Origin of the sequence: Shewanella sp. GutCb, from assembly GCF_002836135.1 — a bacterium.
In the GTDB taxonomy this organism is placed as follows: Bacteria; Pseudomonadota; Gammaproteobacteria; order Enterobacterales; family Shewanellaceae; genus Shewanella.
Genome location: NZ_PJBL01000009.1, coordinates 34,984 through 55,339 on the forward strand (window position 1 = coordinate 34,984; position 20,356 = coordinate 55,339).

A 20,356-nucleotide genomic window follows, 5' to 3' on the forward strand; every position below is an offset into this window, starting at 1 on the left:
TTGTGTCGCAATTATTTCCCACTTGTGTAGCTGCAGACCTTCACAGCACTGAGCTTCACTATGCAGAGATGAGTCTCAGTGAGCCTCATCACTTAGAAAACAGTTTGGCGCAAGAACTGCAACAAGACTGCTGTCACACAGGCGTTAACAACTGCAGCCATATGGTCGAAGTGAGTGATCAAGATGAACATGATAACGACTTCCATACTGCTTGCCATCCTCCTGCCCAGTTGAGCTTTTTCGCCCAATCAAATGGTGTCAAAGACAAGAGTCAGTTCCTTATTAGCTATCAAGACAGAAGCTACGCGCCACCCATTCCTCCTCCGTACTGTTAATTCCTGTTCCATTTCATTAAATCAATTTTGAGTCATTAGGTCATCGAGTGTGTCGTGCGCTGTGTGCCTTTGTGTAAAACCATTTCAAGTTAACCTTTGTTTACTGATGATGGATTACCAAGGCGTTTACTAACGTACATTACCTTGCCATACCTCCGCTCAAGTCAATAAGCCAATACGCTGTTGAGCGCTGCATGTTATTGCAGTGGCAATATCTATTGACTGAATTCACAGGAGTTTAATCTCGTGATGAGATATATAAATATCTTCTTAGTGGCATGCCAACGGGCATTAGTCACTTTAGCTATCTGTTTCTTGGGCGTGTATAGCGCTCAAAGCATGGCAGCATCCAAACCACAACAACAGGATACTGATGCCACAACGGCTGACAATGGTATCCAGTTACCGTGGGCATTAGAGCAAGCCTTACTGCATAATATTTCGCTGCAAGCCTATCCATACTCGCTTCGAGCAAGTGAAGCACTCTCGCTGCAAGCAGGGATCACGCCTAACCCTGAGTTATCGGTTAATGTGGAAAACATTCTCGGTACTGGTGATATGCAAGGGGTCGACAATGCTGAGATCACCTTAGCGTTGAGCCAACTTATTGAGTTAGGGGATAAGCGCCAACGTCGCATTGATTATGCTAGTGCGAATCAAAGGCAAGAATTATCCCAGTACGAAATGCTGCGGTTAGAGGTGCTGGCGCAAACGACCGAACGCTATTACCAGTTATTGCGACTACAAGCGTTACAGCAGTGGATTGAACGTCGAATCCAACTGGAGCATAAGTCACTGCAAGCGATTCAAACCCGCGCTAAAGCGGGCGCTGTTATTCAAGCCGACGTCAGTAAAATGCAGCTGCGGTTATCGCGCTCAAAGGTGATAAAGCAACGTATTGCAGGCGACTTTAATGTCGCTAAACAAAGGCTAGCGGCAATGTGGTCGAGCGATGTTCAGTTCTCAATGGCTAATGACGAGCTTAATTCGCTGCATATACTGCCGACCGCTGCGAGTGTGCTCAATGCCATCGAAACTGCGCCGCAATATTTACAGTTGCTCAGTGTTGAACGCATGCTCATCGCCAAGCGTCGTATGGAAGAATCAAAAGCGAGTGCCGATATCACCGTTGGCGTAGGCCTTAAAAGCTACGACGGCTTTGATGACGGTGCGTTAATGGTTAACTTCTCAATGCCGCTGCAATTCTCAAACCCTAATGAAGGCAATATTCTGGCGGCTAAAGCTGAAGAAGACAAAGCCAACGAGCAACAACGCTTAGCCAGAGATCAGTTAAGACTGACCTTGTTAGAGCTGCATCAGTCTATGGTTAACAACGCCAAACAAGTGCAACAGCTCAAGGTGCAAGTGTTACCACTGGCCACACAGTTACTTTCCCACACGCAAACCGCCTACCAAACAGGACAAGCCAATGTGCTGCAGCTTGCTGATGCTCAATCTGAGCTCTTTAGTATTGAACGAGAGTTGATTGAAGCTAAAACAGCCGTTTATCTGGAGCTGTTAGCGATAGAGCGGATCACAGGGCAATCAATGACGGTTGCAAACACCAATATTAAGCCTGTTGTGGCAATGGAAAATAAATAATGAATATCAATGTTAACGCATTACAAGCAAAACTCATTGCCGCCGCAATGTCTCTATCGATACTGGCTGCGGGTGCTTTTATTCCGTTCAATGCGGCTCAAGCTAGCGGTGATCACGGCCATGAAGAAGAGGAGGATCACCATGATGATGAAGAAGGCCCACACGGTGGTCGTTTGCTCAAACATGATGACTTCGCCTTAGAAATCACCATGGCTGAATCTGGGATCCCACCAGAGATGCGGGTTTACGCTTTTTATAAAGGCAAGCCAGTGTCCCCTGAAAAGGTTGCTTTATCGGCATCGTTAACCCGTTTGGGAGGCGTTATCGACAGTGTGAGTTTTGTAGCTGAAGAGATGTACCTTGTCAGCGATAAAAGCGTCAGTGAACCACACTCTTTTGATGTTGAAATAGACGCGAGCTTCAAAGGTGAAACATATGATTTTCACTATGAGAATCATATGGGGCGAGTCACTATTAATGACCGTTTACTGGCATTGTCAGGTGTAAAAACGGGCTTCAGTGCGCCAGCAAAACTTACCTTTGTTGATAGACTTTTTGGTGTGATAGCCCCCATTTCCGATAAGCAGTTTAGTGTCTCTGCGCCCTATACCGGGGTGATTGAGCAACTTAATGTCACTATTGGCGATACCGTCGTTAAAGGCCAAGTGATTGCCACGGTTCGTAACTCAGCAACCTTACAAGGTTACGGTGTAAAAAGTCCTGCGAATGGCCAAGTGACCGCACAAATGTTAGCGGTTGGCGACAGTACTTTTAATCAAGCTCTGCTGCAAATTAGCGACCTTTCGAGCGTGTGGATTGATATGTCGGCGTTTCCAAAAAACTTAAGCAGAATCGCCTTAGGGCAGGCTGTTACGATTGGTGATGACGACCATAGTAATAGTGAAGAGGCTCACAGTGAAGGCCGTGCCAGCAGCACTATTAGTTATATTGCACCAGTAATGACCGGTGGTCATATTGCCAGAGTGCGTGCCGTTATTGCTAACCCTGAGGGCCATTGGCGTCCAGGCATGCATATTCAAGCCAACATCGAGACACGTACCAAGCAAGTGCCTTTAGCGGTGCGCGCTGATGCATTGCAAACTTTCATGGACAAACCAGCAGTGTTTGTTAAATACGGTAATACCTTCGAAGTGCGTTTGCTGACATTAGGCGAGACCGATGGCGAATTTGTTGAGGTGCTCGATGGGCTTGAGGCGAATGCCGAGTACGTCACCGAGAATAGCTATTTGTTGAAAGCTGACATCATGAAAAACGCTGCAAAGCACGTACACTAAGGACGAACTGATATGGATACAATTATCTCTTTCGCCCTCAAACGGCGATTACTGGTATTAGCAATGACACTGTTCATTGCCGCGCTGGGTGTTTATAACACCCTTAAACTGCCGATTGATGCAGTGCCTGACATTACCAACGTACAAGTACAAATTAATACGGCCATCTCTGGTTATTCACCGCTCGAATCAGAGCAGCGGCTGACCTATGTGATTGAAAATGCCATGGCTGGGATCCCAAGCCTTGACTACACCCGCTCAATTTCCCGTTATGGCTTATCGCAAGTCACGGTGATTTTTGAAGAGGGCACTGATATCTATTGGGCTCGTCAACAGATCACTGAGCGCTTGCAAGGCGTGCGCAGTGAATTGCCTGTTGAGGCAGAGCCTGCACTTGGGCCTGTGAGCAGTGGTTTAGGGGAAGTGTTTACTTACTCTATTCGTGCACTCGACGGTGCGCTAAAAGAGGACGGCAGCGAATATAACGCCGAAGACTTACGCACCATACAAGACTGGATCATTCGTCCACAGCTGGTCAAAGTTAAGGGCGTGACTGAGATTAACAGCCTCGGCGGTTATGAGCGTGAGTACCAAGTAGCGCCAGATCCGGCGAAGTTGCTGGCTTATAAAGTGACAGTCAATGATGTCATCAAGGCATTAGAGCTTAATAATCGTAATGCTGGAGCAGGTTATATCGAGCGCAGTGGTGAGCAGTGGCTCGTTCGTTCACCAGGTCAGCTCAAAGATTTGCAATCAATTCGCCAAGTGGTAGTCACCAAACGTGATGACGCTCCAGTGCGTATTGGTGATGTCGCTGAGGTCTTTTACGGTAAGCAACTACGAACAGGTGCGGCCAGCCAAGACGGCGAAGAAACCGTGCTCGGTACCGCGTTTATGTTGCTCGGCGAGAACAGCCGCGTTGTTGCCAAAGAAGTTGGCGAAAAGCTTAAACTGGTTAATGCGAGTCTGCCACAGGGTATTGTTGCTGAAGCGGTTTACGACCGCACCACTTTAGTGGATAAAGCGATAACAACAGTACAGAAAAACCTATTTGAAGGCGCTGTGTTAGTTATTGTGGTGTTGTTTGCACTGCTAGGTAACTTCCGCGCAGCCTTGATAGCGGCATTGGTTATTCCTCTGAGTATGTTGTTTGCCATTACGGGGATGACAGCTAACCGTGTTTCAGGCAACTTGATGAGCCTTGGCGCCATTGATTTCGGCATCATTGTTGATGGTGCGGTGATTATTGTTGAAAATGCGCTGCGCCGATTAGGCATGGCACAACATCAACACGGTCGATTATTAGTTCTCGAAGAGCGCATCAAGGTGGTTTTTGACGCCACTAAAGAGGTGTTCCGCCCTGCAGTATTCGGTGTGTTGATCATTATGTTGGTGTACTTGCCTATTTTTGCGCTCAATGGCGTAGAAGGTAAGATGTTCCACCCAATGGCCTTTACCGTGGTTGCAGCGCTTATTGGTGCATTACTGTTTTCAGTGACTTTTGTCCCTGCAGCAATTGCCATATTCGTTAAAGGCAAAGTGAACGAGAAAGAAAACTGGTTGATGGCAAGTGCACGTAAAGCTTACGAGCCAGTGCTGTTTTTCTCGCTTAAACGTCCTTTTATCATTCTTGCAGGTGCAGTAGTCCTCATCATAGTCACTATTGTGCAGCTAAGTCGATTAGGCTCAGAGTTCTTACCTAAGCTCGATGAAGGTGATATCGCCATGCATGCAATGCGGATCACCGGCACCGGGCTTGAGCAATCGATTGAGATGCAGAAAAAGCTCGAAATTATCATCGGCGAGTTAGATGAAGTGCAGCGGGTGTTCTCTAAAGTCGGTACTCCCGAGGTGGCGACCGATCCTATGCCGCCAAGTGTTGCTGATACTATCTTGATCATCAAACCGCGTTCAGAATGGCTTGATCCAAGTAAAACTAAGGCGCAGTTCATTGACGAGCTTCGTGAGCATGTTGAGCAAGTACCGGGTAATAACTATGAGTTTACCCAGCCGATTGAGATGCGCTTTAATGAGCTTATTGCTGGTGTGCGTGCGGATGTGGCATTAAGGATCTATGGCGATGACCTTGATACCTTAAAAGATGCCGGCGATCGCGCCGTTGGATTATTCCAAGGTATTGAGGGGGCAACGGATGTGCGTGTTGAACAGATGTCGGGATTACCGACATTATCTGTCGAGCCCAATCGCGACCATTTAGCACTGCTCGGTTTGACCATTGTTGATGTACAACAAGCGTTGCAAACAGCTGTCTCTGGTGTGCCCGTTGGTCTTATCTATGAAGGTGATAGGCGTTTTAAATTAGTCGTCAGAATGGCCGATAGCATCAGCCAAGATCTCGACAAGCTCGCCAATATCCCGATAGCGCTGCCAACGGAGCTAAATCCCGATCTAAGTTATGTTCCGCTGGGAGAAGTGGCTGAACTTAAATTCAAAATTGGCCCCAACCAGATCAATCGTCAAAGTGGCAAACGCCACGTGGTGGTGACCGCTAACGTTGATGGCCGCGACTTAGGTTCGTTTATTGACGATACTAAGCAAGTGATGTCCGAGCAACTCGCACTCCCTAGTGGTTATTGGAGTGAATATGGTGGCACCTTTGAGCAGTTAGAATCGGCTTCAAACCGTTTAATGATCTTGGTACCGTTGACGTTACTGTTAATTTTCGGCTTATTATACAGTGCCTTTGGCTCTGTTCGTGATTCGCTGATCATCTTCAGTGGCGTGCCCTTAGCACTCACTGGCGGCGTGCTGGCATTGGTGCTGCGCGATATGCCATTATCAATATCGGCAGCGGTTGGCTTTATAGCACTATCGGGGATTGCAGTTCTCAATGGTGTGGTGATGTTGAGCTTTATTAAGGAGCTTAAACAGCAAGGTCTAGAGCTGATTGAGGCGATTAAGCAAGGGGCAAGTCAACGTCTTAGGCCAGTGATGATGACGGCGCTAGTCGCCAGTCTCGGTTTTGTGCCGATGGCGCTTAATGTTGGTACTGGCGCTGAGGTGCAACGACCTTTAGCTACAGTGGTGATTGGCGGTATTATCTCATCGACGTTACTGACCTTAGTGATTTTGCCTGTGCTTTACGCATTGGTGTATCGCTATACCCGTAAGGACAGACCCGACTTGGCATAAATAGTCCGCTTAAATAGCTGCTTATAAAATATAGAGTCGCACTGGTAGCACAGTGATATTCAATTCCATATCAATAGACGATAGGGCCTTGCGCTTTATCGTCTATTTTAGGTTTCGATATTGATTGCTTAGCGCACTATAGTGAAAGCCTATGTCGGCAAGTTTAGACTCTAATAACCGTTTATCGATATCGAGTTCATAAAAGAGTGCGGCTTGATCCGCACAGGTTAAGCGCAACTTTTCGTTGACGATCCCTAGCAGTGTTTCAGCACTAAGCTGTTCAAGATGAGTAATGTCCATCAGCGATGACCGAGTAGAGGAAGGTCTGTTAAATATGGATTTCTAGGCAAAAAAAAGCAAGCCTTAAAAAGGCTTGCAAAAGGTGATACTGGGTGAGGAACAGATTACATTATGTCGTGGTAATCTTAAGTGTTTCTTAATTAACGCAAGTTTTCCCCACGATTAATTGTAATTAATCTATCTAAAATGTGCTCTCCATCCATCCGAATACCATTGTGTTCATATTCCGATGTTAACCAGTACTTTAAGTTCCCCACTTTGGCGGCAGTTTCTAGGCTGTAACGCATCTCAACAAACATATCTTCACTATAGATCGCCGCTGCTACAGGCACGGTATTTTCTGCTAATACCGCCTGTTGATATAGTGCAGGCCAATCGTCCTTCATTGCGAGCGTTGTCGCGGCTTCTTTTAATGGTCTTAGATTGCTGAACTGATCAAACATCCACGGGTAGATCATCTCTCCAGTAAAGAGGAAAGGCTTATCAGACGTGTAGTTGAACTGTGGATATTGCGCTCTAACGCGATGAGCAGACCAATTTGAAGCATTATTCTGACAATAAATAGACTCATGCAACAGCGCAAAAATGGGGTTGCTATTATAGTCTAACATTTGGCAGAAATGGGCCAGAAATAGTGGGTTAACTATAGTGCCGCTAGCCGTGGTAATGAGTGCTTGTTCTAATAAGTAGTAGACGCTCTCAGGGCCTTGCTCCATGCCGATGTTGATCCCCAGCAGTTGTAACATTTCAACAGTGAGTTGCTCGCCTGTCGCCAGCTTTACATCATGTTCGCTGATATGTTGCGCTACGGCTTTAATTAAACCTTGTGCGTCACTAAAACGGCTGAAAAAATCATTATTCTTAGCAATAACACGTTGATAAGTGGCTTGGTAGACCTCATCAGCGCTACGAGTCAAAGAGGGTATACCACCCGTAATATAGGCTTCTTTAAGGCCTTGTGGTGCATCATTGAGGTACTTTAAGACACAAAAACCACCAAAGCTCTGCCCGAGAATAGACCATTTCTCATCGCCAACAAGCTGTTGACGAATAGCTTCGGCGTCGCGAATGATGTTGTCTGCACGAAAATGGCTTAGGTACTGGCTTTGCTGCGTTGTGGATAAATGTATAAGGCTAGCTGAGCTCACAGGGCTCGACAGTCCGGTGCCGCGTTGGTCGAGCAAAAGCACTCGAAACTCTTGCAGAGCTCGCTTTATCCAGCCGCCATTAGCAGCAGGTCTTACCGCGCCAAATCCGGGGCCACCTTGAAAAAAGACGATGAAAGGCAGCGCTTTATGTTGATTTTCAGGACTGACAAGCTCGCGCGCAAAAACGTTTATTGTCTCACCGTTAGGTTGCTGGTAATCAAGAGGGAGTGTGAAGGTGTGTTTACGAGCAACCATGCCTGCAAAGGTGAGATGTGTTGTCATTGAATAAGCCTTAGTTTTTTGAGTATTTTTAGGGGCAACAGAGCTGAAGATTATATACCCATCTTACCTGAAGGTGCAGGACTCAGTGGAAACCTTGGTAAAAGCAGTAACACAGACTAATGCGCCTAGAATTGAACGAGCACAAGGCCTCTGAAACGAACATCTTCTAGTCGGATGGGTATAGACCGAAATAGTCACTAGGTGAATGGTTTCAACTTATGGCTAATCAGCTTGGATCTTGTAAACGATAAATATGACATTTTGTGAGCGTTAGTTCATGTTCTATCATTTATTAATAGAGGAAATGGCCAAGGTGGCGTAATCTTTAGCCATTCCACGGCTAAATAACCTTTAGGTGAGTAACGATGAAGTATCAGTTAATACCCGTCACGCCATTTCAACAAAATTGCAGCTTAATTTGGTGTGAGCAAACCTTGAAAGGAGCTGTGGTCGATCCCGGTGGTAATCTAGAGCGTATTTTAGAAGAAGCAGCCAAAAATAATGTAGTGGTTGAGCAGGTGTTGTTGACTCACGGACATATCGATCATGTGGGCGCTGCGCAAGCTCTTGCGGAACAGTTAGATATACCGATTGTTGGCCCACACGTGGCGGATAGTTTTTGGTTAGAAACGTTACCAACACAAAGTAAGCACTTTGGTTTTGTACATTGCGATCCATTTACTCCCACTCGTTATTTAGAAGAGGGCGATGAAGTCAATGTCGGTAATCAAGTTTTATCGGTACTCCATTGTCCTGGACACACTCCTGGTCATGTGATCTTTTTTGCCAAAGAGGCAGACATTGCATGGGTTGGCGATGTGTTATTCAGAGGCTCAATAGGCCGTACTGATTTCCCTCAATCTAATCATCAAGATTTAATTAACTCTATTACTAAAAAACTCTGGCCTTTGGGTAAAGAAGTACAATTTATTCCCGGTCACGGTCCGCTGTCTACCTTTGGGGAAGAGCGGGTACAAAACCCATTTGTTGCTGATCAGCTCTTTAGTTAATGACATTTACGATTTAGTAAGCTGATGAAAAGTAAAAATCCGAGTCCTATCTCTAGGTCTCGGATTTTTTATGTCGGTTAGTACTAATACTATCGGTTTAGTTCGGCATTGAAGCGGTCAAATGCGGCGTCGAGATCGGCAATCAGATCATCGACGTTCTCCAGACCAATATGCAGCCTAATAAGCGGCTTGCTACTGTCCCATTGAGTGGCGGTACGTATTTTATCGATACCAAACACACCCAAAATAAGGCTTTCAAAGCCGCCCCATGAAAAGCCCATCTTAAAGTGCTGCATGTTTTCAACAAAAGCAGTGACGGATTGCAGGTTTCCCTGTTTTAATACAAATGAAAACAAACCATTAGAAGCTGTAAAATCACGTTTGAAAAACTCGTGACCAGGACAAGTGTCAAAAGCTGGATGACGCAGATGGTCAACTTCTGGTCGGCTATTAAGCCAGTTAGCGACTTTTAATGCGTTCTGCTCATGTTGAGCTAGACGAATACCTAGGGTACGCAGACCACGACTGGCAAGATAGACATCATCAGGTGAGGTGCATTGGCCTAAAAGGTAGCTGTTTTCGCGTAACTGTTCCCAATGTTTTTCATTGGCGGTGGATGTGCCCATCATTACATCGGAGTGGCCAACAATATATTTAGTCGCCGCTTGAATCGAAATATCGACGCCCATCTCAAATGGACGTGAGTTGATGGGGGATGCCCACGTATTATCCAGCATCACCACAATATCATGTTCATGTGCAATACGGCTTAGGGTTGGCACATCTTGAATCTCCATGGTGATAGAACCAGGAGACTCTAAAAACAACACTTTAGTGTTTGGTTGAATAAGATCGCGGATGCCTTCACCTACCATAGGATCATAGTAAGTGGTTTCAATGCCATAGCCTGCTAATAACTTATTACATAAGTCGCGGGTAGGTTCATAAGCACTGTCGACCATCAGCAGATGATCGCCCGCTTTTAAAAATGACAGCAAGCTATTGCTGATAGCTGCGCTACCTGAAGGGTAAAGTGCGGTGCCTACGCCACCTTCAAGTTCGGCAATTGCTGCTTGAAATGCAAAATGAGTCGGTCCGCCACGGCGACCGTAAAACATCTCGCCATTGGCCTTATTTTTAGCAGCAAAACGCAGTTCATCCATCGTATCAAACACCATGGTTGATGCGCGAAAAACGGGTGGGTTTATTACACCTTGGGTCCACTTTTTGTCACGGCCAAGACTAATTATCTGCGTTTCTTTTTTCATAGGGTTCTACTTCCACAATAGGGCTTTTTAGTTTTAGCCATCTTAACATCTAAACGGCTAAAGTGAAGTGTCAATATGTTCATACATTTCGCTATGCTGGTTTTTCTTTACTGATAGGCAGTTGGATTAAAATCTCAACCCCAAAAACAGCGCCTTGTTCATTGACTCTATTTTGTGCGCTGATTTTTCCTTTATGGAATAGGCTGATTAATCGAGCAATATAAAGTCCAAGTCCTAAGTGTGGCTTATCTTGGGCTTTCTGAGCCCTGACAGAGACCATAGATTCAAAGATCTGCTGTGACATATTGTCAGGCAAGGGCGTGCCATAGTTGGCTACCGATAAATGGGCAACTTTATTGTGTGCTTTAAGGCTCACTTCGATAGCACTGTCTGGGGTGCTAAATTCCAGCGCATTCGCAATAAGCTTATCCATTAGCTGCGCAATGTATTCTGGTACGCCTTCGACATACATAGCTTGTGAGTCGACATCAATCTTGAAAAGCTGATTAGGGTAGGTCATTTGATACCCTTGCATACAGCCACTAATCACTTTCTCTAGTGGGAACAGTGACTTTTCAGCATGGGTTAAACTCTCTTCGAGTCGTGTGGCTTCGCTCATATTATTGAGGATCATATTAAGGCGGTTAACACCTTCCTGTGCCCGGTCAACATATTTACGGCTATCAGGGTTAAGCGTTTGCAGACTCAGATGCTCCAGTGACGATCGAACCACAGCAACAGGCGTACGTAGCTCATGAGATAAGCGCGAAGACATGTTTTCTAGATAGTGAGTATATTCGCCTAATCGACTTACAATACTGGCAAAACTACGAGACAGATCGCCAATTTCATCACGGACCTTCGAGCCTTTAATTGCCTTTTTAATACGTCCTTGATTATCAATTGCTCGCTCGGCTTCATCACGCAGTTTACGTATTCTGCTAGAGATGTTGGACGCAAAAAAGAACAGTGCCAATGTCCCCATACTCATAATCGTTAAAATCACATTAAACAGCTTCTCTAAGGCTTTATTGCGAAGGGTGCGGATCCCATGAGTGGTTTCTTCTGCAATGACCACACCCATGACTTTATCATCGATCCAAATAGGGCTGGCAGCGGCTAAAACCACTGCTTTGTTATCGGGTGTGAGTCGCCATGTGGAGCCCTGTTTGCCCTTTAATGCTTTATTGATGTGACTGCCTTGCAGTACGGTTGAGTCTTGTAATGAATCGATAAAGTCTTTAGCAGGGATAGTTAAAATTTTATAATAAAGCGGGTATAGGTATTGCTGCTTAAACCTGTCCCAGGTGCTCTTACCCTCTTTTTCGACTGTGGAGCGCGCCCAAACACTATTGTCGGAGCGGATATCACCAGACTTGGCCAGTACTCGCCCATGCCTATCGACGACCCAGATCCTTGAGCTATTGTGGGCCATGCCCTTAATGATGCTTTCGATTTCTGGCGAAGGCACTAATACCGTGCCGAGCTTATTCACATCATCAATCGCTGAGGTGCCGACAATCGCTTCTAATTGTCGAGTATTACTGTCGTTTACATCATAGATGGCAAATCCGAGTTTACTGCCGACCATCTCGAGTGGGATCCGCAGTTCGACGTTGTAGCCTTTAGCTGATTTAAGCCATTTACCCTGAATTTTGACTTCGGGTGTCACAGGCGTTGTCAGTGCTGGATCTTCTGGTAGCTCAAATGCGCTGATCCAACCATCTTTAGTGGTGGCAACAACATAGCGGCGAAACTGTCCATCGGGGGCTAAAGTTGCAATGGCGATATGATCATTGCGGTCAATGCTTAAGCTGTTTTTACCGCGATAGATAACCTGCGGATCGGTGACTTCAAAAAAGCCATAAAGGTAACCAGCATATTTGCCCACCATATGAGTAAATTCGATGCCTAATGGCTTGGCTGGATCGTGCTTATATACTTGATAATCTTCACCATAGTGCAGTGAGCTGTGACGGTACGGCTGCCAGTCACCTAACTTGCCATCAAGTTGAATAGGGCCTGCTAATGGATAAGCGTATAGATCGCGACCTTTCTCTACCTGAGTTAGGAAGCTTGCTTGACTATCAAATAGTTTTGGCCGCTCGTGTAATGCAGTGGCAAGTGCTTGAGTGGTGCCTTCGAGGGTTTTTTCTTGGCCAAGGCGTAAATACTTTTCCATCTCCCACACATATTCGTAACCGAGCCATGGCAGACACAGCAAGAATAGAGATAAGACACCGACTTTGGCACGTAGGCCTATAGGAAGATTAAACATATATTTCTCGATATAGAATAACTATTAGCTTTGTGCGTCCCATCGATAACCCATTCCATAAACCGTATCAATGCAGTTGAACTGCGTGTCTTGGGCGAGAAACTTTTTACGGATCCGTTTTACGTGAGAAGTAATGGTTGAATCATCGACAAATATCTTAGCCTCTTGCATTAGCTCTTGGCGCTGCCTGACATGGCCTGGTCGCCTCGCAAGTGCATGCACCATCCAAAACTCGGTGACCGTCAACTCAATCTGAATGCCTGACCAATACACTTGCATGCGGTTGATATCAATCGACAGCAAACCATGTTCGACCAATGGATTATTGTCATTGCTGGTATCTTTAAGCTCTGAGCGTCTAAACAGCGCTGCAAGTCGAGCAATTAAGTGCGGAAAGCTAACATCTTTACTGAGGTAATCATCAGCGCCTAGTCGTAGACCACATACGGTATCAAAGTCACTGTCTCTAGCGGTCAAAAAGATAATCGGTACTGTACTCGACATTGCTCTAAGTGACTGGCAAAGAGTGAATCCACCGTCGATCTCATACTCCAAGCCGATATCAATAATGGCTAAATCAGGTAGTCGAGTATTGAAAGCGCGCATTGCCTCAGGTCGATTAGCATAAGCCTGAACGCTATAACCTTGCTGCTGCAAAACATCTTTGTAGTTTTCTCTAAGGGCGGCTTCATCTTCTACTATCGCGATTCGTTTCATGGCTTGTTACTTATAGCGTTATCTCTGTAATTGATTGTGACTATACAGGATTTTATCTGCGTTTAAAGGCAGTAGAGTCGATTGCCTTTTTGTTGCCACATTTGATATTTAAATTGCCATGTTTGCTCCCTTTTGAAGACATTTGGCTGCGGTTTAATAGCGTTATTGAAATGACGCCGTATCTCGGCAACTGAATATGAGTTAACACTTAAAAGGGACATATTATGAAAAAGCATATTATCGCATCACTGGTTATTGCCGCTATCACACTTTCATCTCACGCTAGCGCCGCTGAAACGGCAGAAAGCACAGAACGTAGTCATAACGAAGAGCTCATTGGGTTAAGTTCTGGCATTGTTGTTGGCGCTGTCGTCGGTGGCCCTGTCGGCGCCATTATTGGAGCTTTTGCAGGGAGCTTATTGGGCAAGTCTGTAGGCGATGATGATGAGATAAAAAACCAGCAAGTGATGCTAGATAGTAAGCAAGGTGAGCTCGCCACTCTTAATGAACAAAATGAATCATTAATCGCATTATCAACTCAATATGAAGCTGCTCAGCAACAGCTAACAACACTTAAAATGGCACAGGAGCAAAAGCTAACTGAATTAGCATTGGGTCTTAATGTGCAATTCAAAACGGGCTCATCATCTATCGAACCTCACTTTGCTCAGCAACTTGATGATGTGGCTTACGCGATGTCGCTGTCACCTGAGTTGACGTTAGATGTCACTGGTTATGCAGATAGACGTGGTGATAGCGATTATAACCAAGCGTTATCGGAGCAGCGTGTTGCTGAAGTGACAAGCTATTTAGTGAAACAAGGTGTCGCTAATGACCGTTTGCATTATCAAGCTTATGGCGCGACATCGCCGTTAACGGCGGAACAGAACTTTGAAAATGACTTTTTTGACCGCCGCGTCACCCTAAAACTGCAATCACATGATAGCGAACTAGCAGCCAATCCTGCTCGCTAACCCATCTAGAGTCACGCTGATATAGCAGTCTGAAGTCTCTGTTCAGATTGCTTAGCGTTTATAAGGAGATAAAGATGGCTAGGCAAATGATATTGGTTAACAAACGCCAAGGAGTACGGCATTGGCAACGTGCTTTGTTACTGTTAGTTTCGACGATGTATACGGCAGCAGTGAGCGCGACAGGATCTACTGAACCCGCTGGATTTGAATCAGCCGATAGTGCTTATCGATTAAATGATGAGATCCAGCAAGGTAGCTTGATTACTTTTGATGCCATGGGGAACAAAAACGTGTCATTGCCAATGAAAACACAAGTCCATATGCAGGTCTCTGGCTGGACCAACCGAGTGTCTGTGCGGCATGAATTTCATAATGACCAACCGTTTTGGGTCAATGGTGAATATGTTTTCCCTCTGCCTAGTGAAGCAGCCGTCGATGGTCTCAGAATGCTGATCGGCGATAGAGTCATCGAGGGCGAGATAAAAGAAAAACGTAAGGCTAAAGCTTTATTTAATGAAGCAAAAAAGGCCGGTAAAAAAGCCAGTTTACTGGAGCAAAAAAAAGCTAATATTTTCAGCGCTCAAGTCGCCAACTTAGCCCCTGGAGAGACCTTGGTCGTGGAACTCAATTATCAACAGCTGGTCAATTATGACCAAGGTATGTTTAGTTTGCGTTTTCCTATGGTTGTGGCGCCAAGGTATTATCCCAAATCGGGATCCGCTGCAGCATATTTAAACTCAAACTCAAACTCAAACTCAACTTTCATTGCTACATCAGTTGCAAATTATGCCACTGCAGCAGTGGATGTTTGGAATAGTGTCAGTCAAAATAAAAGCCAAAACTGGATCAATAGCGTTGATATCGAAGTAGAGCTAGATGCGGGGTTGGCAATCAGTGAGATTGATAGCCCGTATCATCAAGTGAACATTAGGCGGAACGATGATGGTCAAGCCAATATTCATTTAATCGCCGCAAAGGCCAACAGTGACTTTGTATTAAATTGGCGACCGAGTGTCGGCAGTACACCAACGGCTGCAATATTCAGCCAACAGGGTAAAACCTATTTAGGTCATCAGCTAAATCAAAACACTAATCAAGCTTCAAAGTCACAATTAGACCCACAACCAAGCTCACCGTTAAGCCTGATCTCACACTCTAGTGATGACGCTAAGAGCGGAAAAAGACCGATAACACCACAAGCGCAATATGCACTGGTGATGCTGCTTCCGCCACAACAAGGGAGTATCTCTACAGTGGTCGCCCCAAGAGAACTCATTTTGGTAATAGATACATCTGGCTCAATGTCTGGAGAGGCTATTGAGCAAGCTAAATCTGCAATTATTTATGCGTTATCTGGACTCTCATCTCAAGACAGCTTTAATATTTTGCAGTTTAACTCTCGCGTGTATGCACTGGCAGAGCAGTCCCTTACGGCGAATGCTAAGAACATAGGAAGGGCTCAAGCCTATGTGAAAAGCTTAGAAGCTGATGGTGGCACAGAGATGTCACTTGCTTTAGATAAAGCGCTCAATCAGCAAGCTAGCTCAACTGGGTCTTTACGTCAGGTGTTGTTTATTACTGATGGTGCCGTGGGTAATGAACCGCAGCTATTCAACCAAATTCGTAATCAATTACAAGGTAGTAGGTTATTTACGATTGGCATTGGCGCCGCCCCTAATGGCCATTTTATGCAAAGAGCAGCAGAGTTGGGGCGTGGCACTTATACCTATATAGGCAAGCAATCGGAAGTGAAGAGTAAAATGGTCGCGATGCTCGATAAACTTGAAAAACCCACGGTCACCGATGTGGAGCTGCGCTTTGCTGATGGCAGTATTCCTGACTATTGGCCAGCCACTATTCCCGATTTGTATGCTCACGAGCCCATTATGGTTGCAATGAAGCTCCCCAGTTATAGCGAGAAAGAGTTCGTCGTTAGCGGTCAGTTAGCGGGCCAGTTTTGGCAGCAACAACTTTCAATAGAAAAGAGCACTGGCGCTAAGGGCTTAGACTTAATTTGGGCCAGAAAACAGATTGCAGCATTGGAGCTATCAAAAGAAGCGGCTAATAATGATCGAATTGAAAAGCAGATCACGGCCATCTCGCTTAATTATCATGTGATGAGTGCTTATACCAGTTTAGTTGCCATTGATAAAACACCAGCTCGACCTGATGGTGTCATGGTTGTTGACGGACAGGTTTCACCTCATATGCCAAAGGGATGGCAGCGTTTACCGCAAACCGCGACCAGTAGCTATGCTTGGTTAATATTGGGTAGCATGCTATTGGGTTTGTCGATACTTTACTCAGTGTCCTTTTGCGGTAATGGCAGTGGTACTCGCCGTCAAGTCACTAAGGTTATTACATGAGTATGGCTTATCGGCATGCAGCAGTGCGCTTCAGCTTTACATATCGGCGGCTGCATATTGGTTTTACCTGTTTACTGTTCATTTTAGGGCTAACGTTTGTTAGTCAAGGAGCTTATATGCAAGCCAAAGCCTACTTTGCACAATTCTTAATACAGCAAGCGTGGCAGAAAACACTTGATGATCAGCAGCAACATAAACCTTGGTCGTGGGCTGACACATATCCGGTCGCCAAACTTGAGTTTATTGCTTCAAACAGTGAGGTGACAGCAACACCTATCCAAAGGGAGAATGCATCAGTCACGAAAAACCGCAGTCTATACGTGTTATCGGGTGCATCGGGTCGTAACCTAGCCTTTGGTCCCGCTCAAGTATTGTCTTCTGCAAAGATTAATAGCCGTGGTAATACTGTCATAGCCGGCCATAGAGATACCCATTTTTCGCTATTAAGTGGTACTCAAATTGGGCAACTCATCACCTTACAAAATGCTGAGGGCATAGAAGTGTTATATCAAGTAATGCAGACTCAAGTTGTACATGAAAGTGACGTCTCAGTGATGGACAATGTCGGAGAGACGAAGTTAACATTAGTGACTTGTTATCCGTTTGATAGTGCTGTGGCGGGTGGGCCACTGCGTTATGTGGTTACCGCAGTGCCGTTTGATAAAGTAGAAGCGATTTAGTCGGAATGGGGAAAAGCTTAATGAGTCATCGGCATCACTCTATTGCGACCAAGGCGCTTTGCTTCATAGAGCTGTTTGTCGGCACGTTCAATCAATGTTGAATCGGTATCTTTTTCTTGGTATTGAGCGACACCAAATGATGCTCTGACATTATCGACACGTTGATCTTTACGTTTATCCTTTAAAATTAATTTTTCAAGGCTACGGCGCATTGATTCTGCAAGTTGTCTCGCCCGACCTAATTGGCTCATTGGCACCAATAAAGCAAACTCTTCACCCCCAAAACGATAGAGTTTAATACCGTCATGACAACTTTCATTGAGCCTTCTTGCAACCGCTTTTAACACCTGATCGCCCAGCTGGTGGCCATAAGTATCATTAAAATCCTTAAAGTGGTCTATATCGGCAATGACTAGGCATAATCCCTCGGGAGTTTGCTCAATGAGTCCTTTGATATCCTTATTAAATGCTCTTCTATTTAGCGCGCTAGTTAACGCATCAAAATGCATGTCATGCTCAGATTTTTTCAGCTGAATTTTAAGCTGATTAATCTCTGACTGTGCATGGGCTAACTGATCAGTAAAGTGCTGGGTACTGTTTTTAATATCGTGTGCGTCGCTGGCGAGACTTTTAACCAGTGTCAGTACTTCTTCAATAGAGAAACCTTCGTTTTCAATTTTGTTTAGCTTATCAAAGTTGGTGTTAATCTTAGTTTGATATTGGTTTGCATCGAGATTGGTATCTTTCAATGATTGCGATAGATCCGTCACCATCGCATCGAGATTTTGACGCATTTCAATAACGTCTAACTCTATTGGATCTGAAAGGTATGCTTGATATAAGCGCTCGCCCTGACTCGGGGGGCAAGTACGGTATTGACTGATCACTTCATCTAACTGCCGATTGAGCTCTGGACTACTTTGACCGACATACGCATACCACAAAGCATAATTGGTCGGCGTGGTGGGAATTTGGTGTTTTAGCATCAAGGGGATGGCTTTTTTTAACTTAGCCGCGGCTTCCCTTAGCAATTGATTTGACATTTTCTTGCCTTAACTTTATTAATTGACTCACTTTGTCATTATTATGCGAATGAGAGATAGCATCATTGTGCATTTTATAAAGCCATTCTATTATGATTTACCTTTGTGGATACATCTCTTTAATGAAAATAAGCCACAAAGAAGCAAATAATTAAAATAAAAACAAGATTATAAACATTAAGGGATAATCAGTGAAAAAACTCATACTAGCAAGCGTGTTGTCTGCGTTAGCCATACCATCATTTGCCCATTCAGATAAAAGCCCTGTTGGGCTAGATCTTGATAAATATCGAACCCATGTTAAAACACTTGCTAGCGATGAGTACGGCGGACGCGCGCCTTTGTCAGCAGGAGAGACATTGACGCTAAATTATATTGAAGCCGAATTTAAGAAAATTGGCTTAAAACCTGGTTTTGGCGACCGTTATTTGCAGCCTGTGCCACTGGCAAAAGTTACAGCAGATCAGAATATGACCTTGAATATTGGTTCGTTAAACCTGACCAATGGCACCGAGTTTACCGCGCGCACACAGCAAATAAGCGAGCGCATTAAACTTGAAAATAGCGAAGTGGTTTTTGTCGGCTATGGCATAAACGCACCAGAGTATGACTGGAATGATTATCAAGGCATTGATGTAAAAGATAAAACGGTCATTGTATTGGTTAATGATCCAGGCTTTGCTACCCAGAATGCGGCACTATTTAAAGGTAATGCCATGACCTATTATGGCCGCTGGACCTATAAATATGAGGAAGCGGCGAGGCAGGGGGCAAAGGCCGTTTTTATTGTGCATGAAACTGCGCCAGCGGCATATGGTTGGGGCGTGGTGCAAAACTCAAATACAGGCAGTAAATTCACCTTAATTGATGATGATAACAACCTAAGTCAAGTGGGTGTAATGGGTTGGATCCAGCATCAAAACGCAAAACAGATTTTTGCTGAGGCAGGTTTAGATTATGAGCAGCAAAAGCAAAAAGCCGCTAAGCCCAATTTTAAGGCTGTCTCTTTAAAAACCACGGCTAACCTAGCGCTAAATAACACTATTGAACGTGCTCAGTCATACAACATTATGGCGTTACTCCCAGGGAGTGACCGTGCTGATGAAATGGTGGTGATGCATGCTCACTGGGATCACCTCGGTACCAGAACCGATAAAAAAGGGGTCAAGCATATCTATAATGGTGCGGTTGATAATGCCAGTGGTGTCGCTGGTGTACTCGAGCTTGCCAGAATATTTAGTTTACGTGCTAAAGAGCAACCCTTTAAGCGCTCAATACTGTTTACTTCATTCACCGCTGAAGAAACGGGCTTAATAGGTGCACAGCATTTCGCAAAACAACCGCCTATACCGACCAAAAAGATTGTCTCTTTCTTAAATATAGATGGCATGAACGTGAATAATAGCGTCGATTACATATTGCGTTATGGTGAAGGCGTATCAGAAATGGAGCATTACCTGAATGATGCTGCTAAGCATCAAGATCGTTTTGTAAAGGGTGATCCTCTGCCGCAAAATGGACTTATGTTCCGCTCTGATCATTTCGCATTAGCGCAAGAAGGCGTGCCGGGTTTGCTATTTATGAGCCTTGGTGACACAGATCCTGATTACATTGCCCATAAATACCATAAGGAAGCGGATGACTATGATCCGAATTGGACCTTAGGTGGCGTACGCCAAGATATCAGCCTAATTTCCGACATTCTTGCGACGCTTGCCAATAATGATGATTGGCCTAAATGGCTAGAAGAGTCTGACTTTAAAAATAGGCGTACCCAAGATGGGAAATAGCTTAGAGAGATAGTTAGCAACCAATAAAAAAGACACCGCAAGGTGTCTTTTTTATTGCTATCACAGAGGGAACTAAAATCAGTTTAATGATAATTAGAACTGATAGCTCACTGAA

Annotated in this window: 15 protein-coding genes; 9 read left to right on the forward strand and 6 right to left on the reverse strand. The window is 44.9% G+C overall.

Annotated elements, in window-relative coordinates; translation table 11 throughout:
• The first annotated feature begins 2 nt into the window (after nucleotides 1-2).
• The 4 genes from CXF86_RS06415 (at nucleotide 3) to CXF86_RS06430 (ending at nucleotide 6,385) form a co-directional block, all read left to right on the forward strand.
• A complete protein-coding gene (locus tag CXF86_RS06415) occupies nucleotides 3-335 on the forward strand; it encodes a hypothetical protein (RefSeq protein WP_257985305.1) in 333 nt (110 codons plus the stop codon).
• 249 nt (nucleotides 336-584) lie between these two features.
• Nucleotides 585-1,937: a TolC family protein gene (locus CXF86_RS06420; protein WP_257985307.1), complete on the forward strand. Its 1,353-nt coding sequence runs from the start codon at nucleotides 585-587 to the stop codon at nucleotides 1,935-1,937.
• Nucleotides 1,937-3,232 carry an efflux RND transporter periplasmic adaptor subunit gene (locus CXF86_RS06425; RefSeq protein WP_102038627.1) on the forward strand — a complete coding sequence of 432 codons (1,296 nt, stop codon included), beginning with the start codon at nucleotides 1,937-1,939 and terminating at the stop codon, nucleotides 3,230-3,232. The genes CXF86_RS06420 and CXF86_RS06425 overlap by 1 nt, the downstream gene beginning before the upstream one ends.
• 12 nt (nucleotides 3,233-3,244) lie before the next feature.
• Entirely contained in the window at nucleotides 3,245-6,385 is a 3,141-nt protein-coding gene (locus tag CXF86_RS06430; RefSeq protein ID WP_102038628.1) for an efflux RND transporter permease subunit, read from the forward strand.
• 102 nt (nucleotides 6,386-6,487) lie between these two features.
• Here CXF86_RS06430 and CXF86_RS06435 read toward each other — a convergent pair whose 3' ends face one another.
• Both CXF86_RS06435 and CXF86_RS06440 read right to left on the reverse strand, forming a co-directional pair.
• Nucleotides 6,488-6,685, reverse strand: a complete 198-nt coding sequence (locus CXF86_RS06435) for a DUF4250 domain-containing protein (protein WP_101091510.1) — start codon at nucleotides 6,683-6,685, stop codon at nucleotides 6,488-6,490.
• A 140-nt stretch (nucleotides 6,686-6,825) separates the two neighbouring features.
• Nucleotides 6,826-8,115 (reverse strand): alpha/beta fold hydrolase, encoded by a 1,290-nt coding sequence (locus CXF86_RS06440; protein ID WP_102038629.1) that lies wholly within the window; start codon nucleotides 8,113-8,115, stop codon nucleotides 6,826-6,828.
• Nucleotides 8,116-8,480: 365 nt separating this feature from the next.
• On the opposite strand from CXF86_RS06440, the gene CXF86_RS06445 reads away from it, so the two are divergent.
• Complete coding sequence (locus CXF86_RS06445) at nucleotides 8,481-9,125, forward strand: MBL fold metallo-hydrolase (protein ID WP_101091512.1); 645 nt, start codon at nucleotides 8,481-8,483, stop codon at nucleotides 9,123-9,125.
• Nucleotides 9,126-9,214: 89 nt separating this feature from the next.
• Here CXF86_RS06445 and CXF86_RS06450 read toward each other — a convergent pair whose 3' ends face one another.
• The 3 genes from CXF86_RS06450 to pdsR all read right to left on the reverse strand — a co-directional run bounded on the left by CXF86_RS06450 (nucleotide 9,215) and on the right by pdsR (nucleotide 13,388).
• The gene (locus tag CXF86_RS06450; protein WP_101091513.1) at nucleotides 9,215-10,393 is read right to left on the reverse strand and encodes a cystathionine beta-lyase; all 1,179 of its coding nucleotides are present in this window, start codon (nucleotides 10,391-10,393) and stop codon (nucleotides 9,215-9,217) included.
• Between the two features lie 91 nt (nucleotides 10,394-10,484).
• A complete protein-coding gene (pdsS, locus tag CXF86_RS06455) occupies nucleotides 10,485-12,671 on the reverse strand; it encodes a proteobacterial dedicated sortase system histidine kinase (protein WP_101091514.1) in 2,187 nt (728 codons plus the stop codon).
• Between the two features lie 24 nt (nucleotides 12,672-12,695).
• Nucleotides 12,696-13,388 carry a proteobacterial dedicated sortase system response regulator gene (gene pdsR, locus CXF86_RS06460; RefSeq protein ID WP_101091515.1) on the reverse strand — a complete coding sequence of 231 codons (693 nt, stop codon included), beginning with the start codon at nucleotides 13,386-13,388 and terminating at the stop codon, nucleotides 12,696-12,698.
• A 224-nt stretch (nucleotides 13,389-13,612) separates the two neighbouring features.
• Between pdsR and pdsO the strand changes: the two genes are divergently transcribed.
• The 3 genes from pdsO (at nucleotide 13,613) to CXF86_RS06475 (ending at nucleotide 17,408) form a co-directional block, all read left to right on the forward strand.
• Complete coding sequence (pdsO, locus tag CXF86_RS06465; RefSeq protein ID WP_101091516.1) at nucleotides 13,613-14,362, forward strand: sortase-associated OmpA-like protein PdsO; 750 nt, start codon at nucleotides 13,613-13,615, stop codon at nucleotides 14,360-14,362.
• A gap of 74 nt (nucleotides 14,363-14,436) precedes the next feature.
• On the forward strand, nucleotides 14,437-16,728 hold the full coding sequence (locus tag CXF86_RS06470; RefSeq protein ID WP_102038630.1) for a marine proteobacterial sortase target protein: 2,292 nt from the start codon (nucleotides 14,437-14,439) through the stop codon (nucleotides 16,726-16,728).
• Nucleotides 16,729-16,730: 2 nt separating this feature from the next.
• Nucleotides 16,731-17,408, forward strand: a complete 678-nt coding sequence (locus tag CXF86_RS06475; RefSeq protein WP_102038633.1) for a class GN sortase — start codon at nucleotides 16,731-16,733, stop codon at nucleotides 17,406-17,408.
• Nucleotides 17,409-17,425: 17 nt separating this feature from the next.
• Here the strand turns inward: CXF86_RS06475 and CXF86_RS06480 are convergent, their stop codons facing one another.
• Entirely contained in the window at nucleotides 17,426-18,451 is a 1,026-nt protein-coding gene (locus CXF86_RS06480) for a GGDEF domain-containing protein (RefSeq protein WP_101091518.1), read from the reverse strand.
• Nucleotides 18,452-18,642: 191 nt separating this feature from the next.
• Between CXF86_RS06480 and CXF86_RS06485 the strand changes: the two genes are divergently transcribed.
• The gene (locus tag CXF86_RS06485; RefSeq protein ID WP_102038631.1) at nucleotides 18,643-20,241 is read left to right on the forward strand and encodes a M28 family metallopeptidase; all 1,599 of its coding nucleotides are present in this window, start codon (nucleotides 18,643-18,645) and stop codon (nucleotides 20,239-20,241) included.
• The last annotated feature ends 115 nt before the right edge of the window (nucleotides 20,242-20,356 follow it).

Bases quoted from the DNA above. Each gene is read 5' to 3' on its own strand.
- CXF86_RS06475 (WP_102038633.1), top strand. From the start codon at position 16,731: ATGGCTTATCGGCATGCAGCAGTGCGCTTCAGCTTTACATATCGGCGG.
- CXF86_RS06430 (WP_102038628.1), top strand. From the start codon at position 3,245: ATGGATACAATTATCTCTTTCGCCCTCAAACGGCGATTACTGGTATTA.
- CXF86_RS06440 (WP_102038629.1), bottom strand. From the start codon at position 8,115: ATGACAACACATCTCACCTTTGCAGGCATGGTTGCTCGTAAACACACC.
- CXF86_RS06420 (WP_257985307.1), top strand. From the start codon at position 585: ATGAGATATATAAATATCTTCTTAGTGGCATGCCAACGGGCATTAGTC.
- CXF86_RS06480 (WP_101091518.1), bottom strand. From the start codon at position 18,451: ATGTCAAATCAATTGCTAAGGGAAGCCGCGGCTAAGTTAAAAAAAGCC.
- pdsO (WP_101091516.1), top strand. From the start codon at position 13,613: ATGAAAAAGCATATTATCGCATCACTGGTTATTGCCGCTATCACACTT.
- CXF86_RS06450 (WP_101091513.1), bottom strand. From the start codon at position 10,393: ATGAAAAAAGAAACGCAGATAATTAGTCTTGGCCGTGACAAAAAGTGG.
- CXF86_RS06435 (WP_101091510.1), bottom strand. From the start codon at position 6,685: ATGGACATTACTCATCTTGAACAGCTTAGTGCTGAAACACTGCTAGGG.
- CXF86_RS06470 (WP_102038630.1), top strand. From the start codon at position 14,437: ATGGCTAGGCAAATGATATTGGTTAACAAACGCCAAGGAGTACGGCAT.
- pdsR (WP_101091515.1), bottom strand. From the start codon at position 13,388: ATGAAACGAATCGCGATAGTAGAAGATGAAGCCGCCCTTAGAGAAAAC.
- CXF86_RS06445 (WP_101091512.1), top strand. From the start codon at position 8,481: ATGAAGTATCAGTTAATACCCGTCACGCCATTTCAACAAAATTGCAGC.
- pdsS (WP_101091514.1), bottom strand. From the start codon at position 12,671: ATGTTTAATCTTCCTATAGGCCTACGTGCCAAAGTCGGTGTCTTATCT.
- CXF86_RS06425 (WP_102038627.1), top strand. From the start codon at position 1,937: ATGAATATCAATGTTAACGCATTACAAGCAAAACTCATTGCCGCCGCA.